Here is a 15,522-nt window from a genome sequence, read left to right as displayed (position 1 = left end):
GCCATCGCACCGAGGAATTCGGTGACGATGGTGCGACATCCCGTGTGCGCCCGTTCCCACACCTCGGCGCGGGTGTCGATGAGCTTCGGATCGGTGCCCGCCGCTGCGAACAGGGCCGGGCAGACGCCGACGTCGGCTCGGCCGTTGAGCCGGTCCGTCGAGCAGGCGCGGGCGACGACTTGAGCGACGACTCCCGGTCGGTGATGCCGCCGCTCACACGGCTTCGAGCGCTTCGACGGGGCTGATGGACGTCGCCGCGCGGGCGGGTCCGCGGCTGGCGGCCAGGACCGCGACCAGAGTGCCTCCGACGACGACGGCGATGACCCACCAGGGCACGCTGGGGGCGAAGATGCCCGTCAGCGGCGACAGCAGGGTCAGCGCCCCGATCCAGCCGTAGGCGACGCCGAGTGGGACGCCGACCACGCACGCGGTCAGACTCAGCTGCAGCCCTTCGGCCGCGATCATGCGTCGGACCCGCTTCGGGGTCTGGCCGAGGGCCATGAGCAGTCCGATCTCCTGAGTGCGCTGTCGTACGGAGAGCATGAGAGCGTTCGCGACCCCGATGACGGCGATGATCACTGAGAAGAGGATCATGCCGAGGAAGAACAGCATCGTCTTGTCGATGACCGCGGCCACTGCGTCCTCGAGGCCGTCCCACCCCTCTTCGCCGAACGAGTGTGCGTAGTCGAGCAGCTGGTCGCGGAAGGTCGTCATGGCCGTGGCGAACATGACGATGAGGGTGATGCCGATGACGAGTCCGATGACGGTGCGAGCATTGCGAGTGGGATGGCGGGCGATCGTCGTCGCGGCCAGACGCCCGACCGCGGTGCGCCCGAGCAGCCACCCGACTGCCGTCTGCAGCGGTGGCAGGATCCAGGGATTGCCGACGATGACGCCGAGGAAGGTCAGCACCGCCCCGAGCGCGACGAGGAGGACGCCCATGATGGACAGCCGGTTATCGTTCGCCCCGATCACGGCGTTGATGAGGAACGTCAGCCCCATCGTCAGCAGGATGAGGGCCGCCGTCAGCGCTCCCATCGCGGCGCGGGCATCCTCCGGTCGGCGCTCGACGGCCTGGTTGGTGGCCTCGATCGGGGAGATCCCGGCGATGCGCTGGGCACCCAGATAGGCGGATATCCAGGTCACGACGACGGTGGCGGCCGCGGGCACGGCCATCATCGGCTCGGCGAGCCCGACCTCCTCGGTGATTCGATCGCCGAGGCAGCGCAGCGTTACCCACGACAGCGCGGTCGAGGCGCCGAAGGCGAGGACGGCGCTGGGGATGGAGATGAGCAGCCCCTCCGCCGAGGCTGCCCGTCGCAGCCGTGCCGGTGAAGCGCCGATGAGCCTCAGCAGGGCCAGCTGGCGGCTGCGGCCGGCGATGATGATCGAGAACGTGTTCGCGATGACGATGGCGGAGACGAAGAGGGCGATGAGGAAGAAGACGAATCCGACCACGGTGAGCAGATTCTGTGCGTTGTTCGACTCCGCGACGATCTGGGCCGAGGACAGCCATGCGGTGAGAATCGCGATGCCCTGCATGATGGCGGTGCCGAAGAGGGCGGCGATGAAGACGACGAGGAAGCTGGGGAAGAACTGTCGCGGATTGGCCAGGATCTCGCGCAGCGGGCTCATCGGCGGCTCCCGGCCGCCTCGGCGCGCTCATCGAGATCGAGCATGGTCTGGGCGATCGCCTCGGCGCTGATCGCCTCATCCAGCTCGGTGACGGGAGTGCCGTCGGCGAGGAAGACGACGCGATCGGCGTGGGCGGCGACGAGCGGATCGTGAGTGACGAGCACGATCGACTGCCCGAGATCGCGGACGGCCTCGGACATGATCGCCATGACCTCGCGACCCGACCGGGCGTCGAGGTTGCCGGTCGGTTCGTCGGCGAAGAGGATGTCGGGTCGGGTTGCGAGCGCCCGGGCGATGGCGGTGCGCTGCTGCTGTCCGCCCGAGAGCTCACCCGGCCGGTGCTTCAGCCGCGACTCGAGGCCCAGGCGGGAGACCACGGTCGAGATCCACACGCGTTCGTCGGCGTTGGGCCGCCGGTCGTCGAGTTCGAACGGCAGTCGGATGTTGTCCTTGACCGTGAGCGTGGGCACGAGGTTGAAGGCCTGGAAGACGAATCCGATCCGACGCCTGCGCAGGGCCGACAGCTCATCCTCGCGCAGGCCGCTGATCTCCTTCTCGCCGAGGTGGACCCTGCCCGAGGTGGGACGGTCGAGTCCGGCGAGGACGTGCATGAGGGTGGACTTGCCCGAACCCGAGGGCCCCATCACGGCAGTGAGTCTGGCCGGAGCGATGTCGAGGCTGACGCGGTTGAGGGCAGTCACGGCCGCCCCTTCGGGGTCGAAGATCTTCGAGGCGTCGCGGAGTCGGGCGATGGGCATCTGCGAGACGGTCGTCATTGAATCCCTCAGGGTTGCTGGGTGCCAGGGCTGCTGGCTGCCAGGGTTGCTGCAATCTGTCTGGACCAGACTAACGACGATCCCCGGTCGGGAACATGAGAAATGACTGGCCAGTAGTTGTGAGGCGTCTGGGTGCACCCTGCTCGAGCACCGCGTCTGACATCTGCCGAGAGCTCGCTCTGCGACAGACAGCTCGATGTGGAACCAGAGCCATCTGTCGTAGACAGAGCTCTCGGCAGACCTGCGACTCAGTCCCCGGCAGACTCGCGGCGCGATGTGAATACACGAGTGGCCCGGAACGCGATGTTCCGGGCCACTGGTGTGTCTCAGAGGCGACTCAGGCCGAGCGGAGTGCTCAGTCCTCGTCCTCCTCTTCCTTCTGCTCGACGACCAGGGTCTCGGTGGTGAGAACCAGGGCGGCGATCGAAGCGGCGTTGCGCAGCGCCGAGCGGGTCACCTTGACGGGGTCGATGATTCCGGCGCCGATGAGGTCGCCGTACTCACCGGTCGCGGCGTTGTAGCCCTGACCGGATTCGAGGTCGGTGACCTTGGACACGACGACGTAACCGTCCTGTCCGGCGTTCTCGGCGATCCAGCGCAGCGGCTGGACGACTCCGCGCTTGACGATGTCAGCACCGGTGGCCGCATCGCCGGTCAGCCCGAGGTCGTCTCCGCCGAGCACCTTCGCGGCGTGGATCAGAGCAGATCCACCACCGGCGACGATGCCCTCTTCGATGGCGGCACGAGTAGCGGACACGGCGTCTTCGACGCGGTGCTTGCGCTCCTTGAGCTCCACCTCGGTGGCGGCGCCGACCTTGATGACGGCGACACCGCCGGAGAGCTTGGCCAAGCGCTCCTGCAGCTTCTCGCGATCCCAGTCGGAGTCGGTGTGCTCGATTTCGGAGCGGATCTGGGCGACACGTCCGGCCACAGCGTCATCGGACCCGGCACCATCGATGATGGTGGTGTTGTCCTTGGTGACGGTGATGGTGCGGGCGTTGCCGAGCTCTTCCAGGGTGACCTGGTCGAGCTTCATGCCCATATCCGGGGTGACGACCTGGCCGCCGGTGAGGACGGCGAGGTCCTCGAGGATGGCCTTGCGACGGTCACCGAAGCCCGGTGCCTTGACGGCGGCGACGTTGAGGATGCCGCGCAGCTTGTTGACGACCAGCGTCGACAGTGCTTCGCCCTCGATGTCCTCGGCGACGATGAACAGCGGCTTGCCGGCCTGCTGCACCTTCTCGAGAACCGGCAGGAGCTCCTGGATGTTGGAGATCTTGCCCTGGTTGATGAGGATGAGAGCGTCGGAGAGCACAGCCTCCTGACGATCGGCATCGGTCACGAAGTGGGGCGAGAGGAAGCCCTTGTCGAACTGCATGCCCTCGGTGATCTCGAGTTCGACCGAGGCGGCCTGGGACTCGTCGATCGTGATGACGCCGTCCTTGCCCACCTTGTCGAAGGCATCGGCGATGAGCTTGCCGATCTCTTCGGACTGAGCGGACAGACCGGCGACATGAGCGATCTCCGAGGAGTCGGCGACATCGCGGGCGATGGTGCCGAGCTGTTCGGACACGGACTCGACGGCGGTTTCGATTCCGCGCTTGAGCTGACCGGGTGCGGCACCGGCGGCGACGTTGCGCAGTCCTTCGTTGACGAAGGCCTGGGCCAGAACGGTCGCGGTGGTGGTTCCGTCACCGGCGATGTCGTTGGTCTTGGTGGCGACTTCCTTGGCCAGCTGGACGCCGAGGTTCTCGTACGAGTCGTCGACCTCGACCTCACGGGCGATGGTCACACCGTCGTTCGTGATCGTGGGGGCGCCCCACTTCTTGTCGAGCACGACATTGCGACCCTTGGGTCCCAGCGTGACCTTGACGGTGTCGGCGAGAGTGTTGACACCCTTTTCGAGTGCCCGACGTGCGTCGTCGTTGTATTCCAGAGATTTAGGCATTCGTCCTCCTGTCAGTGAAGTGGTTGTTCAGGGGATTCAGCCGATGACGGCGAGCACGTCGCGAGCCGAGAGCACGAGGTATTCTTCGCCTGCGTACTTGACCTCGGTGCCTCCGAACTTCGAGTAGATGACCTTGTCGCCGATGGCGACGTCGACCGGCACCCGGTTTCCGTTGTCAGCGACGCGGCCGGGGCCGACTGCGACAACTTCGCCTTCCTGAGGCTTTTCCTTGGCGGTTTCGGGAATGACCAGACCACTGGCGGTAGTCTGCTCTGCTTCGACCTGACGGACGACAATCCGATCTTCGAGTGGCTTGATGGAGACCGACATATCGGGCCCTCTCCCTTCGCTGGATTCATTCTTCGTTGAGTCAGACGGCGGCTGCTGCCGTGAACCTCTCGTCGTCGCGGGTGCCGAGCGATTCGACCGTCCTATGAAACTGGCACTCACTGAGCGTCAGTGCTAATTCGACTCTAGAACGCTCTTAGCACTCGGTCAACTTGAGTGCCAGTGATTCGCCATGCTCTGGGCGAAAGCTCAGATTGGCCCGACTCCACGCCGCACGGTTCCAGCCCTCGCGCCGTCTCCGCATCGCCCTCGCACCGTCCCCGCGTCGCCCTCGCACCGCCTTCGCATCGCCCTCTCGCCGTCTTCGCGTCGGCGTTTGAATGAGAAAGAGCGTGGGCCCGGGAAAGATCCCGGGCCCACGCTCTCCCGACCACCTCAGCTCAGTTGTCGATATCGCTTGTCGAAGACGGTCGGAGCGGGTCTCACATCAGGAGCACTGCCACTGGCCCCAGCCGGCTTCGGCCTGCAGCTTCTTCGCACGCTGGAACTGCTCCTGCGGGCTGGCATCAGCGGGGTTGCCGCTGCCGCCCACGGAGTGCCAGGTCGAGGGCAGGAACTGGAACAGACCGAAGTGGGTGCCGTTCGAGGCCTTCGGATCGAAGTTCGACTCGCACTCGACGATCGAATACCACTTGGATCCGGGTCCACCGAGCATGGCCTTGATCTCGGCGGTGCTCATGGAGCCCCCGCTCGAACCGGAGTCGCCGCCGCCGGTGCTCGAGTCACCGGAGTCGCCACCCGAGTCGCCGGAGTCCGAGCTGCCCGAGTCGCCGGAGTCGGAGCCGCCGGTGTCGGCCGGGGTCTCCTTCTTCTTGGTGCCCTTGAGAACCACCTTGGTTTCGGGTTCGGAAAGGACCTTCTCGTCCTTCTTCTCCTTCTTCACCTCTTCGCCGTTGATGGTCTTGACCTTGTAGACGACCTGCTTCGCGCCGTCTTTGCCTTCGGTTTCGACCTTGGTCTCACCCTCGTAGAGCGAATCGGACTTCTTGGTCTCGACCTCGGCCTCGATGGACTGCTTATCCTTGACCGTCTTGTTCTCGACGCGGTTGACGGTCAGCACCTGGTCGTCGGAGACGTCGGCGGACATCGGCACGGACAGGAAGTCGTCCTTCTCGAGCTTGACGCCCGATTCCTTGAGCGCTTCCTTCGCGGTGCCCACGGCGGCCGAGACCTTGTGGTCCTTGCCGTCAGCAACGACGGTGAGGTCCTTCGACGTGGTGACGTCGATGTCGTTGCCCTTCTCCTTCAGCCGCTGGTTGGCCTTCGTGTTGAGATCGGCACCCTTCGCATCGACGCCGAGGTCGGCCAGCGCCTGACCCACGGTGTTCGCGTTGGTCCATTCGTCGGTCTCCTCACCGTCGACGGACAGCGAGACCTTCTTCGCGGTGTTGACGGTGACCGTCATGTCCCTGTCGACCTTCGTCTCGACGCCGGGCTTGACCTCGTCGCGCTTATCGAGATCGATGTCATGACTGTCGAGGATGTCACCGACGGTCCCGCCGAAGGTGCGGATCTCCTCGGCCTGTCCGTTGACGTCCAAGATCACAGGCTTATTCATGGTCACAACGGCCCCCGTGCCACCCACGAGTCCGGTAATCACTACCGCCTGTGCAGCGATCTGAACCTTGCGGTTCTTGAGAAAATCAATCACAAAAATATCCCTGAGCAGAGTTTATCGACCCGTTCACTGTAACCGATTCGTTACACGGTTCGCAAAACATCACGGAACTGTAACGGTGTGAGTTTCCTGGGTAGCCATCTGACCAGGAGTTCCCCCGTGTTTTCAGGGGTGTCGTGACCGTGACATTCACCCGCCGAGGCGGCCCTGCAGTGCCGTAATCCCCCTCACATTTCGGGGTGCTGGAGATCAATTCACCCTTCGGATGTCACAGTCCGGTTCAGCCGTCGCAATGCTGCCTCCGTTTGAGGTGCTGCAGTTGGGTTCACTCCTCGGGCGCTGAAGTTCAGTCCCAGCCGCCGAGCGCGGTCTCGGCATTGGCCCACACGGCCGAGCACAGTTCCTCTTCGCTCACGCCGCGCACCTCGGCGAGCTTCCGAGCGGTGATCGCGGTCAGATACGGTCCTCCCGGTTTGCCGCGGTGTGGGTGCGGGGTCAGGAACGGGGCATCGGTTTCGGTCAAGAGCAGCTCCAGGGGCGCTGCGGCCGCGGCTCGGCGCAGCTCCTCGGCGTTCTTGAACGTGAGGTTGCCGGCGAAGGACATGAAGTACCCTTCGGCCGCGCATTCCCGGGCCATCTGCTCATCTCCGGAGAAACAGTGGAAGATCGTGACCTCCGGGGCGCCTTCCTCCTTGAGGATCCGCAGCACATCGGCGTGGGCGTTGCGGTCGTGGATCTGCAGGGCCTTGCCGGTGCGCTTGGCGACCTCGATATGGGCTCGGAAGGACCGCTGCTGTTCGGCGATGCCCTCCTCGCCGGTGCGGAAGTAGTCCAGCCCGGTCTCCCCCACCACGCGCATCCGGTCGTGGGCGGTCACGAGCGACTCGATCTCCGTCAGCGCGTCATCGAGCAGACCGCGCTCGGCCAGCCTCGGCGCCTCATTCGGGTGGAGGGCCACTCCCCCGAGCATCCACGTGCGACCGGCCGCAGGCGGTGCGGGCACGGCCGAGGCGGCGGTCACCTCGGCGGCTCCGCTGTCTCCCGCGTATTGGGAGGCGACGAGCTCGGTCGTCCACCTCGCCGCGGGAAGGTCACAGCCGATCTGGACGATGCGCTGGACCCCGGCGGACTGCGCGGTGTCGAAGAAGAAGTCGAGGCTCGGGAACTCCTCGTCCTCATCGGGCCGAACCTCGGGCTCCGGCTCGTCGGCACCCAACGGCAGCCGCACTCCGGTGCAGATGTCGAGGTGGGTGTGGGTGTCGACGGAGGGGAAGGCGAGCGGTTCGGGCACCGGTGGATAGGTTCCGGCGGCGCGCGAGGCCATTACTCCGACTCCTCCACGAACTTCGGGAACACGGGCTCGGGCTTCGGCAGCGGGGTGCCCGGCTCGAGCGGGAACGCCACGGCCGCGAACGACCGGGGATCGACCTCGGCGTCGGCGAGCCCACCGGCGGCCGCCTCGGCAACATTCGGGGCCAGACCCGCCGAAGCATAGGCCGCACCGGCGGCGACACCGATGCCGGCACCTGCGGTCACTGTCTCCATCGCCTCGGCGCCGGATCCGGTCTCGGCGGCGGTCGGCAGAACCTTCGCCCCGGCCTCACCGGCTCCTGCGGGAACGCCGAGGAGGTCGAGGATCTTGCCCGCGGAATCGGGCATGACCGGCTGGATCATGATCGAGATGATGCGCACGACCTCAATCGTCACCCACAGCACGGTGGCCATGCGCTCGGGGTCGGTCTTCTTCAGCTTCCAGGGCGCCTGGGCGGAGAAGTAGCGGTTGGTCTCGGTCAGCACCTTCCAGCAGGCCTCGACGTAGAGGTGGAGGGCCTGCGTGTCGACGTGGCGACGGGCGGTGTCGGGCACGGCGCGGGCGAGCGCGAGCAGGGCCTCGTCCGCCTCGGTCAGGGTGCCCGGCTGCGGCACCTGGGCGTCGCAGTTCTTCGCGATCATCGACAGGGACCGCTGGGCGAGGTTGCCGTACTCGTTGGCCAGGTCCGCGTTCTTGCGGGTGATGATCGAATCCTTCGTATAGGACCCGTCGTGGCCGTAGGAGACCTCGCGGAAGAGGAAGAAGCGCAGCGTGTCGAGTCCGAAGGCGTCGACGAGGTCGAGCGGGTCGACGACGTTGCCGACGGACTTCGACATCTTCTCGCCGGCGTTGAACAGGAAGCCGTGGGCGTGGACCCGCTTGGGCAGCTCGAGGCCGGCGCTCATGAGGAACGCGGGCCAGTACACGCTGTGGAAGCGGATGATGTCCTTGCCGATGATGTGGACGTTCGCCGGCCACCACTTGGCCAGTCGCTCCTCGTCATCGGGGTATCCCGCGGCGGTGAGGTAGTTCGTCAGAGCGTCGATCCACACGTACATCACGTGCTTGTCGTTGCCGGGCACGGGCACACCCCAGTCGAAGGTGGTCCGGGAGACCGAGAGGTCGCGCAGCCCGGAGGCGACGAAGGAGGCGATCTCGTTGCGGCGGGAGTCGGGGCCGATGAACTCGGGGTGGGTCTCGTACAGTTCGAGCAGTTTGTCCTGGTACTTCGACAGGCGGAAGAAGTAGGACTCCTCCTCGGTCCAGGTCACCTCGGTGTGGGTCTCCTTGGACACGCGCACACCGTCGACGACCTCGGTCTCGTCCTGCGTGTAGTAGGCCTCGTCGCGGACGGAGTACCAGCCGGAGTACGTGTCGAGGTAGATGTCGCCGGCCTCTTCGAGCCTGCGCCAGATGGCCTGCGAGGCCGTGTAGTGGTCTTCGTCCGTGGTGCGGATGAACCGGTCGAAGGTCGAGCCGAGGGCGCGCTGGGTGTCGCGGAAGTTCTTCGCGTTGTCATCGGCGAGTTCCTTGGGTGTGATGCCGAGCTTGTTCGCAGCCTGCAGCATCTTCAGCCCGTGCTCATCCGTGCCGGTGCAGAAGAAGACCTCGTGATTGTCCAGTCGTTTGAACCGGGCGATCGTGTCGGCCGCAATGTACTCATAGGCGTGCCCGATGTGAATGGCCCCGTTCGGGTAGGCAATCGCTGTCGTCAAGTAGTAACCCATAGGCCATTCAGTCTAAGGGACACTCCGCTCCCCGCGCGCACGGGTCCGCTGGGGACCCGGTGGGACCCGGTGGGGCGGCGCGCAAGTGTGATCCGCCGAGAGTGGTGGGGCGGGCCGCAGGAGTGATCCGCCGAGAGCTCGATCTGCGACAGTAAGCTCTGGTTCCATACCGAGCTCTCGGTCGTGGAGCGCTCCGTCAACCGTCGTGGCGGCAACCGGCCCGCTCACAAGAGCAGATGGCGATCACACAGCTGCTTCAATTCGGGTGCCTGTGAGAACAGCTTCTGCCTGAAAGTGAACAGCGACATCACCTCATTGAACTTGAAGCGGATGACTTTATACCCCATTGCCAGCAGCCGATTGTGCTGTCGACTCTCCTTGTTCATCGTGTCGAAACCACCATCCGCGTACTTCTGCGTACCGTCCACGTAGAGTGCGACCCGAGGTTCCCCGCGGGCTCCGGGCCCTCGTGCAGCCGGGAGACTCCCATCACCGTCTGCTGAGTCCGGTCGTGAAGGCCCCTTCAGCAGGAAGTCCAGCCGTGTCAGCTGCTTTCTTCCGTCGAATACCGTGACTTGCTGAACGAACTCGTGCAGTCCCAGTTGGTGGAGAAGCAGCGAAGTACGGCTCTCCGCGTAGCTCTCAGACAGAGGTGAGACCAGCTTCGCGAGCTTCTTGGCTCTCACGCTGCCGCGGGTCATCCGCGACAGCGGTCCAGCGAACAGCTCGTCGACAGCCCCGGGCACATCGTCCATCAGCTGCGGCGGATAGCCGAGCCGGAAGATCAGGTCTTCGTCATCGCCGAGGAGATGCCGACGAAGCACCTGCTCCATCGCAGCGAAGCCGGCGGCCGGGCCCAGAAGTGAAATGAGGTCCACGGCAGTCCGTGCCGCAGTCGTTGTCACTGCGCCCTCATGCATCTCCACGTCGTCGCAGGTCGGCCGCCTTCGCCGTTCGATTTCGGCAGTCCGTGAACTGTCGCGGGGGTTGATAACCGTGATCGGCCCTCGCGGGACATCGAACATCCTGATGCGATGAAGATACGCGGCGGAGATTCCCCACACCGCATCCCCGCTGCGATACGAGGGGTAGCTGAGGATTCTCAGTCGGTTCAGGTGCTCGCGATAGCGCGCTTGGAGTGCCGGATCGCGTGCCTGCTGTCCCCGCTCGGCCTGCTCCTCGTGATAGCGGATCCACTCATCATCGTCGATGAACTGTGCGTACATGAGGTGTCGCGGGTTTACGCAACGGCGTATCACCGAGTACACGCCCCGGCCCAGCTTCAGCAGGCAGCATTCAAGGGACTCGCGGATGAGGGCACTTGAGGCCCCGGCCGCTCTCAGATCCTGGTAGTAGGCGATGTTGAACATCCGGCCAGGTTGGCCGCTCTCAGCCTCTGCGGCCACTCCTGGCACTCTGCTTGTGGAAACGCAGTCTCCGCCCACAGGGCACCTGCGTGCGAGTCATCGCGATACCCACAGTGTTCAGCGCTCAAGTGGAGCCCGCTGAGCGCCGCATTCGCAGTCGCCTGATCCGCGCCGCCCCGTGCGAGAGCTCGATCTGCGACGGAAAGCACTGGTTCCATACCGCGCCCTCAGTCGTGGGCCGAGCTCTCGGCTGAACATCAGCGCTTCCACACCGAGAAGCGCACGAGTCCGGACCCGAGCCACGCCCCCGCTCACCGCGCGAAAGCCCCTCACCCCGCCGCGCGAATCCGCCCCACACCCACGCAGCGAAAGCCCTCACTCTCGGTGGAGCCAAGCCTCGTAGACGTCTCGTTTGGACAGCCCGAAGCGTTTGGCCACCTGCCCGGCCGCGTCCTTGGCCCGCACACCGGAATCGATCAGGGCGCTGACTTCGCCGAGGTGGTCCTCCGGGGCGATCTCGACCTCGGTGGCGCCCGCGAGCACCAGCGTCAGCTCCCCGCGCAGTCCTGCGGCGGCCGACTCCCGCAGCGAGCCGACGGTCCCGCGCAGAGTCTGCTCGTAGGTCTTCGTGAGCTCGCGGCTGATGCTCATCGGCCGGTCGGCGCCGATGACCTCGGCGAAGTCGTCCATCGTGTCAGCGATGCGATGCGGACTCTCGAAGAAGACCATCGTCCGCTTCTCGGCCTTGAGCTCCTCGAGCAGGGTCCTGCGCTGACCCGATTTGCGCGGCAGGAACCCTTCGAAGCTGAACCGGTCGCTGGGCAGGCCGGAGACCGCCAGGGCCATGAGAACCGCGGACGGTCCCGGTGTGGACGTGATCGCAAGACCCGCCTCGGCGCAGGCCCTGACCACGCGGTAGCCGGGGTCCGAAACGGCGGGCATGCCCGCGTCGGAGAGCAGAGCCACGGTCTCACCTGCGGCGATGAGTTCAACGAGCTCGGGGGCACGATGGCCCTCGTTGTGGTCGAAGACGCTGATGACGCGGTTCGTATGGCGAAGCTCCAGACGCTGGGCCAAGGAGAGGAACCGGCGTGTGTCCTCGGCGGCGATGACATCGGCGGCTTCGATCGTCTGCCGCATCCGCGGGCTCGCATCGCCGAGGTTGCCGATCGGAGTTCCGACCAGAATGAGTCGCCCGTCGGCGGGGTCATCATCGGGGGCTCGGTCGCTGTCATCAGCCGGGCCGGATCCGACGCCGGAGTCATGAGCTTCGTCCGGGCCCGTGCCTCGCTCATCGCTGTGTGGCATGCCTGTCATCTGCTTCTCACAACCGCCGCTGCTCCTGTCCGCGCGGAATGCGCCGTCCGCCTATGCCCGGTGCCTCATCACGTGATCGGCATTCGCCCCAGTGCAGGCACCTGTCCACCGGCACAGTTCCCACCCGTGCAGCTGTCGTCCGCACCGGGTGCTCCGTGCCGGAATCGTCCGATTCCGCCCCTCAATCTACACGACAGCAGGCGCTCCAGAAGCGCACCTCACCCACGGCAGAAGCGCGTGTGAGCCTCACACCCGACCGAACGCGGCTACGCAGTTCTGGCCACCGAAGCCGAAGGCGTTCGTGATCGCATGATCCACCCGAACCTCGCGGGCCGAATTGGGCACGTAGTCGAGATCGCAGTCGGGGTCGGGCGTTGCGTAGTTGATGGTCGGCGGGATGAGGCCGTCACGGATCGATCGGGCGCAGACCATCGCGGCAAGGGCCCCTGCTGCGCCGATGAGGTGCCCGGTCATCGACTTCGGCGCAGACACCGCAAGATCGTCGGCGGCTGCACCGAACGCAGTCCGGATTGCGGCCGTCTCGGTCCTGTCATTGGCCTTCGTCGATGTGCCGTGGGCGACCACCAGATCGACGGATTCGCCGGTCAGGCAGGAGGAGCTCAGAGCGCGGGTGATCGCCGCTGCAGCGTAGCGGCCCGACGGCTCGGGGGCCACGACGTGGAATCCGTCGCTCGTCAGCGCTCCTCCGAGCACCGAGGCGTAGGGCTCGGCGGCACGCACGCGAGCATGGGAGAGCCGTTCGAGCACGAAGATCACCGCGCCCTCTCCGAAGACGAACCCGGTCCTGTCCGCGTCGAACGGGCGGCTGACTTCGGCCGGGTCGCCCTCGCCGGGGGAAAGAGCGCGCATCGCACCGAGACCGGCGAACATCGGCGCGGTGATCGAGGCATCGGTGCCGCCGGCGATCATCACATCGGCCTGACCGGAGAGAATGAGATCGCGGGCCTCGAGCAGCGCGTAGGCACCGGAGGCACAGGCCAGGGCGCTCGCATTGACGGGCCCGTGGACACCGAGGTCCATCGCGATCTGACAGGCAGGCATGTTCGTCAGTGAGGCGGGAACGAACATCGGACTCACGAACCGAGCGCCTTCCGAATCGAGCGTCCGAGTCGCCTCCTCGATCTCGGGGAAGCCGGAGACGGCGGCGTTGACGACGATTCCGGCGATGTCTCCGGCTTTCGCCGCACCATCGGCGGACTCTCCGAGACTCGTCGCGCCGTCGGCGGGGCCGCTGGTCTCAGCCGAAGCACCGGCAGAGGTGGCCGCGATGCCGTCGAAGTCGGACAGCGACTCCGGCAGACCTGCATCGGCGACGGCTTCACGAGCGGCGACGACGGCGAGCTGGGTGGCCCGGGACGTGCGTTTGAGGTCCTTGAGCTTCAGGTGTTCGGCCGGGTCGAATCCTTTGACCTCGGCAGCGATCCGTGTGGTGAACGTGCTCGCGTCGAAATGAGTGATGGGTCCGACTCCGCTCCGGCCGTTGACCAGGCCGTCCCACGTCTGATCAGCGGTGTCGCCGAGCGGGGTGATGGCACCGATGCCGGTGATGACGACAGGATCGTCGGCGGCGGTGCCTCCGGTGGGGGTCGTCGTGGTCATCGCTCAATCCTCTCTGAAGCCGAGGAGCTCGATCTCGCCCGCTGCGCTGTCCTCTTCTGCCTGCTGGGCGAGCTCGTAGTGGATCTTCTTCCCGGTGGCTGTCATCGGCAGCGACTCGACGAAGCGGTAACCGCGCGGGCGTTTGAAGTCGGCGAGGAAATCGTCAGCCAGCAGGTGACGGTCGAGTTCCTGTGCTGTGACGGGTGTGTTCGGCGTTCCGGGTGTCTCAGCGCGCACCACATAGGCGATGACCTTCTGTCCCCATACCGGATCGCTGATGCCGACGACGGCGGAATCGGCCACACCCGGGTGCCTGGCGATGCTCTCCTCAACCTGCACGGGGTGGATGTTCTCCCCTCCCGAGATGATCATGTCGTCCTTGCGGCCGAGGATGGTGACGAAGCCGTCCTCGTCCCAGGTCGCGATGTCACCGGGATAGAGCCAGCCGTCGTGGAACTTCTCCTCCTGGACCTCGGGCAGATTCACGTACTGGAACCCGGACTTCGGACTGCGCATGATCACTTCGCCGGATTCGGTGCCGTCCTGAGCCACCGTCTCGTCGGGGTCGGCACGTCGGTCGTCGAAGAGCTTGACCACGCGGACATCGTCATCGGTGCTCGCCCGGCCCGCTGACCCTGCGTGCTCGGGCAGGTCCTCCGGCCGCAAGAACGTGTTCCAGAAGGTCTCGGTCGTCCCGTAGCCGTTGAAGATCCGCGGCGTCAGCAGCTGCTGATAGCGCAGTGCGGCGTCTTTGTCGAGTGGTGCCCCCATCGTCACAATGCCCTTGAGCGTGGTCAGCTGCCGGGGTTCGGCGGCCTGAGCGTTCGCGAGGGCCTCGAGGGTTGCGGGAGCGCCGATGAGGAACGTGATCTCGTATTCGTCGACCCAGTCCAGTGCCGTGCCGGGGTCGAACTCGGGCATGGCGACGACGGACCCGCCGGCGTAGAACACCGGATTGGGGCCGCCGGAGTACAGCCCTCCGCGGTGGAACCAGGGGGTCATGTTGAGCGTGCGGTCGTGAGGGCCGAGGGGGAAATGCATCATGACGTCATGGGCGCTCATGACCTCGACGATCGACGGCAATGCCACGCCTTTGGGCATGCCCGTGGTGCCCGACGTGTAGAGGCGGGTCGATTCCTCGTAGGTGCTGAAGTCCTCGGGCAGGGGGTCGACCGGAGCACCCACCCCTGTGGCGAGGAATTCATCGTAGGTCGTCGACTCCACACGTTCGTCGCCGGAAGCAGATGCGCCGGGCTCGGCAGCGGAGGCCTCGGCGCCGGCGGTCGCCTCGGTGCGGCGAGGAACGGCGACGACGGCAGCTGGACGGCCTCCCCAAGAGGACAGGGCAGCCTCGGAGATGGAAGCGGCCTTCTGCGCATAGAGGTAGACCCGTGGGTCGGAGTCCTGCAGGATGAAGGCGGTCTCGCCCGGGGAGAGTCGGAAGTTGATGGGGACTCCGATTGCGCCGATCCGCTGCGTGGCGAGATAGACGATGACGAACTCCGGGGTGTTGTACAGCTGGTAGACGACACGGTCGCCTCGGCCGACTCCGGCTGTGACGAATGCTGAGGCGAGTTCGTCGACTTCCTCGCTCAGCTGGGCGTACGACCACCGCCGTCCGGTGCCGGGATCGATCATCGCCGTTCTGTTTCGGTATCGCGCGACATTGCGCTCGAATCCGGCGATGTAGGTGAAATGGTGCTCGAAGTACGAGCGGAGGTCGGCTGAATCGTAAGCCATGAAACACCTTTCTTCGCAGGCGGCGGATGCCGTCGCAACTCAGATAGGCCCTTCGGGGTCTGGTCGCACAGTTTACTCTCAGGTGTCCACAGATTCGATAGGGGACGGTACAGC

Annotated in this window: 12 protein-coding genes; 1 reads left to right on the top strand and 11 read right to left on the bottom strand. The window is 65.7% G+C overall.

Annotated elements, in window-relative coordinates:
• Positions 1-27: 27 nt before the first annotated feature.
• Complete coding sequence (locus IG171_RS18960) at positions 28-183, top strand: hypothetical protein (protein WP_249203979.1); 156 nt, start codon at positions 28-30, stop codon at positions 181-183.
• 30 nt (positions 184-213) lie between these two features.
• Here IG171_RS18960 and IG171_RS02170 read toward each other — a convergent pair whose 3' ends face one another.
• From IG171_RS02170 to IG171_RS02120, 11 genes are all read right to left on the bottom strand, one after another.
• Positions 214-1,635, bottom strand: coding sequence for an FtsX-like permease family protein (locus IG171_RS02170; RefSeq protein WP_212129558.1), 1,422 nt, complete (start codon positions 1,633-1,635; stop codon positions 214-216).
• Positions 1,632-2,411, bottom strand: a complete 780-nt coding sequence (locus IG171_RS02165) for an ABC transporter ATP-binding protein (protein ID WP_212129557.1) — start codon at positions 2,409-2,411, stop codon at positions 1,632-1,634. The genes IG171_RS02170 and IG171_RS02165 overlap by 4 nt, the downstream gene beginning before the upstream one ends.
• A 355-nt stretch (positions 2,412-2,766) precedes the next feature.
• Entirely contained in the window at positions 2,767-4,359 is a 1,593-nt protein-coding gene (gene groL, locus IG171_RS02160; RefSeq protein WP_212129556.1) for a chaperonin GroEL, read from the bottom strand.
• Positions 4,360-4,395: 36 nt separating this feature from the next.
• Positions 4,396-4,689: a co-chaperone GroES gene (gene groES / locus IG171_RS02155; RefSeq protein WP_212129555.1), complete on the bottom strand. Its 294-nt coding sequence runs from the start codon at positions 4,687-4,689 to the stop codon at positions 4,396-4,398.
• Positions 4,690-5,134: 445 nt separating this feature from the next.
• Entirely contained in the window at positions 5,135-6,253 is a 1,119-nt protein-coding gene (locus tag IG171_RS02150) for a resuscitation-promoting factor (protein WP_249204372.1), read from the bottom strand.
• Positions 6,254-6,671: 418 nt separating this feature from the next.
• A complete protein-coding gene (locus IG171_RS02145; RefSeq protein WP_212129546.1) occupies positions 6,672-7,649 on the bottom strand; it encodes a TatD family hydrolase in 978 nt (325 codons plus the stop codon).
• Positions 7,649-9,364: a methionine--tRNA ligase gene (gene metG / locus IG171_RS02140; RefSeq protein ID WP_212129544.1), complete on the bottom strand. Its 1,716-nt coding sequence runs from the start codon at positions 9,362-9,364 to the stop codon at positions 7,649-7,651. The genes IG171_RS02145 and metG overlap by 1 nt, the downstream gene beginning before the upstream one ends.
• A 224-nt stretch (positions 9,365-9,588) precedes the next feature.
• Entirely contained in the window at positions 9,589-10,734 is a 1,146-nt protein-coding gene (locus tag IG171_RS02135) for a hypothetical protein (protein WP_212129542.1), read from the bottom strand.
• A 372-nt stretch (positions 10,735-11,106) separates the two neighbouring features.
• The gene (gene rsmI / locus IG171_RS02130; RefSeq protein ID WP_249203978.1) at positions 11,107-12,039 is read right to left on the bottom strand and encodes a 16S rRNA (cytidine(1402)-2'-O)-methyltransferase; all 933 of its coding nucleotides are present in this window, start codon (positions 12,037-12,039) and stop codon (positions 11,107-11,109) included.
• A 255-nt stretch (positions 12,040-12,294) separates the two neighbouring features.
• A complete protein-coding gene (locus IG171_RS02125; protein WP_212129535.1) occupies positions 12,295-13,668 on the bottom strand; it encodes a beta-ketoacyl synthase N-terminal-like domain-containing protein in 1,374 nt (457 codons plus the stop codon).
• Between the two features lie 3 nt (positions 13,669-13,671).
• Positions 13,672-15,408 (bottom strand): AMP-binding protein, encoded by a 1,737-nt coding sequence (locus IG171_RS02120; RefSeq protein ID WP_212129533.1) that lies wholly within the window; start codon positions 15,406-15,408, stop codon positions 13,672-13,674.
• Between the last annotated feature and the right edge of the window lie 114 nt (positions 15,409-15,522).

Origin of the sequence: Brevibacterium sp. SMBL_HHYL_HB1, assembly GCF_018208375.1 — a bacterium.
Lineage (GTDB): Bacteria > Actinomycetota > Actinomycetes > Actinomycetales > Brevibacteriaceae > Brevibacterium > Brevibacterium intestinavium.
This window is presented reverse-complemented; position numbering and strand designations above follow the sequence as displayed.

Bases quoted from the DNA above. Each gene is read 5' to 3' on its own strand.
- metG (WP_212129544.1), bottom strand. From the start codon at position 9,364: ATGGGTTACTACTTGACGACAGCGATTGCCTACCCGAACGGGGCCATT.
- IG171_RS02125 (WP_212129535.1), bottom strand. From the start codon at position 13,668: ATGACCACGACGACCCCCACCGGAGGCACCGCCGCCGACGATCCTGTC.
- rsmI (WP_249203978.1), bottom strand. From the start codon at position 12,039: ATGCCACACAGCGATGAGCGAGGCACGGGCCCGGACGAAGCTCATGAC.
- IG171_RS02135 (WP_212129542.1), bottom strand. From the start codon at position 10,734: ATGTTCAACATCGCCTACTACCAGGATCTGAGAGCGGCCGGGGCCTCA.
- groES (WP_212129555.1), bottom strand. From the start codon at position 4,689: ATGTCGGTCTCCATCAAGCCACTCGAAGATCGGATTGTCGTCCGTCAG.
- groL (WP_212129556.1), bottom strand. From the start codon at position 4,359: ATGCCTAAATCTCTGGAATACAACGACGACGCACGTCGGGCACTCGAA.
- IG171_RS02170 (WP_212129558.1), bottom strand. From the start codon at position 1,635: ATGAGCCCGCTGCGCGAGATCCTGGCCAATCCGCGACAGTTCTTCCCC.
- IG171_RS02165 (WP_212129557.1), bottom strand. From the start codon at position 2,411: ATGACGACCGTCTCGCAGATGCCCATCGCCCGACTCCGCGACGCCTCG.
- IG171_RS02145 (WP_212129546.1), bottom strand. From the start codon at position 7,649: ATGGCCTCGCGCGCCGCCGGAACCTATCCACCGGTGCCCGAACCGCTC.
- IG171_RS18960 (WP_249203979.1), top strand. From the start codon at position 28: ATGGTGCGACATCCCGTGTGCGCCCGTTCCCACACCTCGGCGCGGGTG.
- IG171_RS02120 (WP_212129533.1), bottom strand. From the start codon at position 15,408: ATGGCTTACGATTCAGCCGACCTCCGCTCGTACTTCGAGCACCATTTC.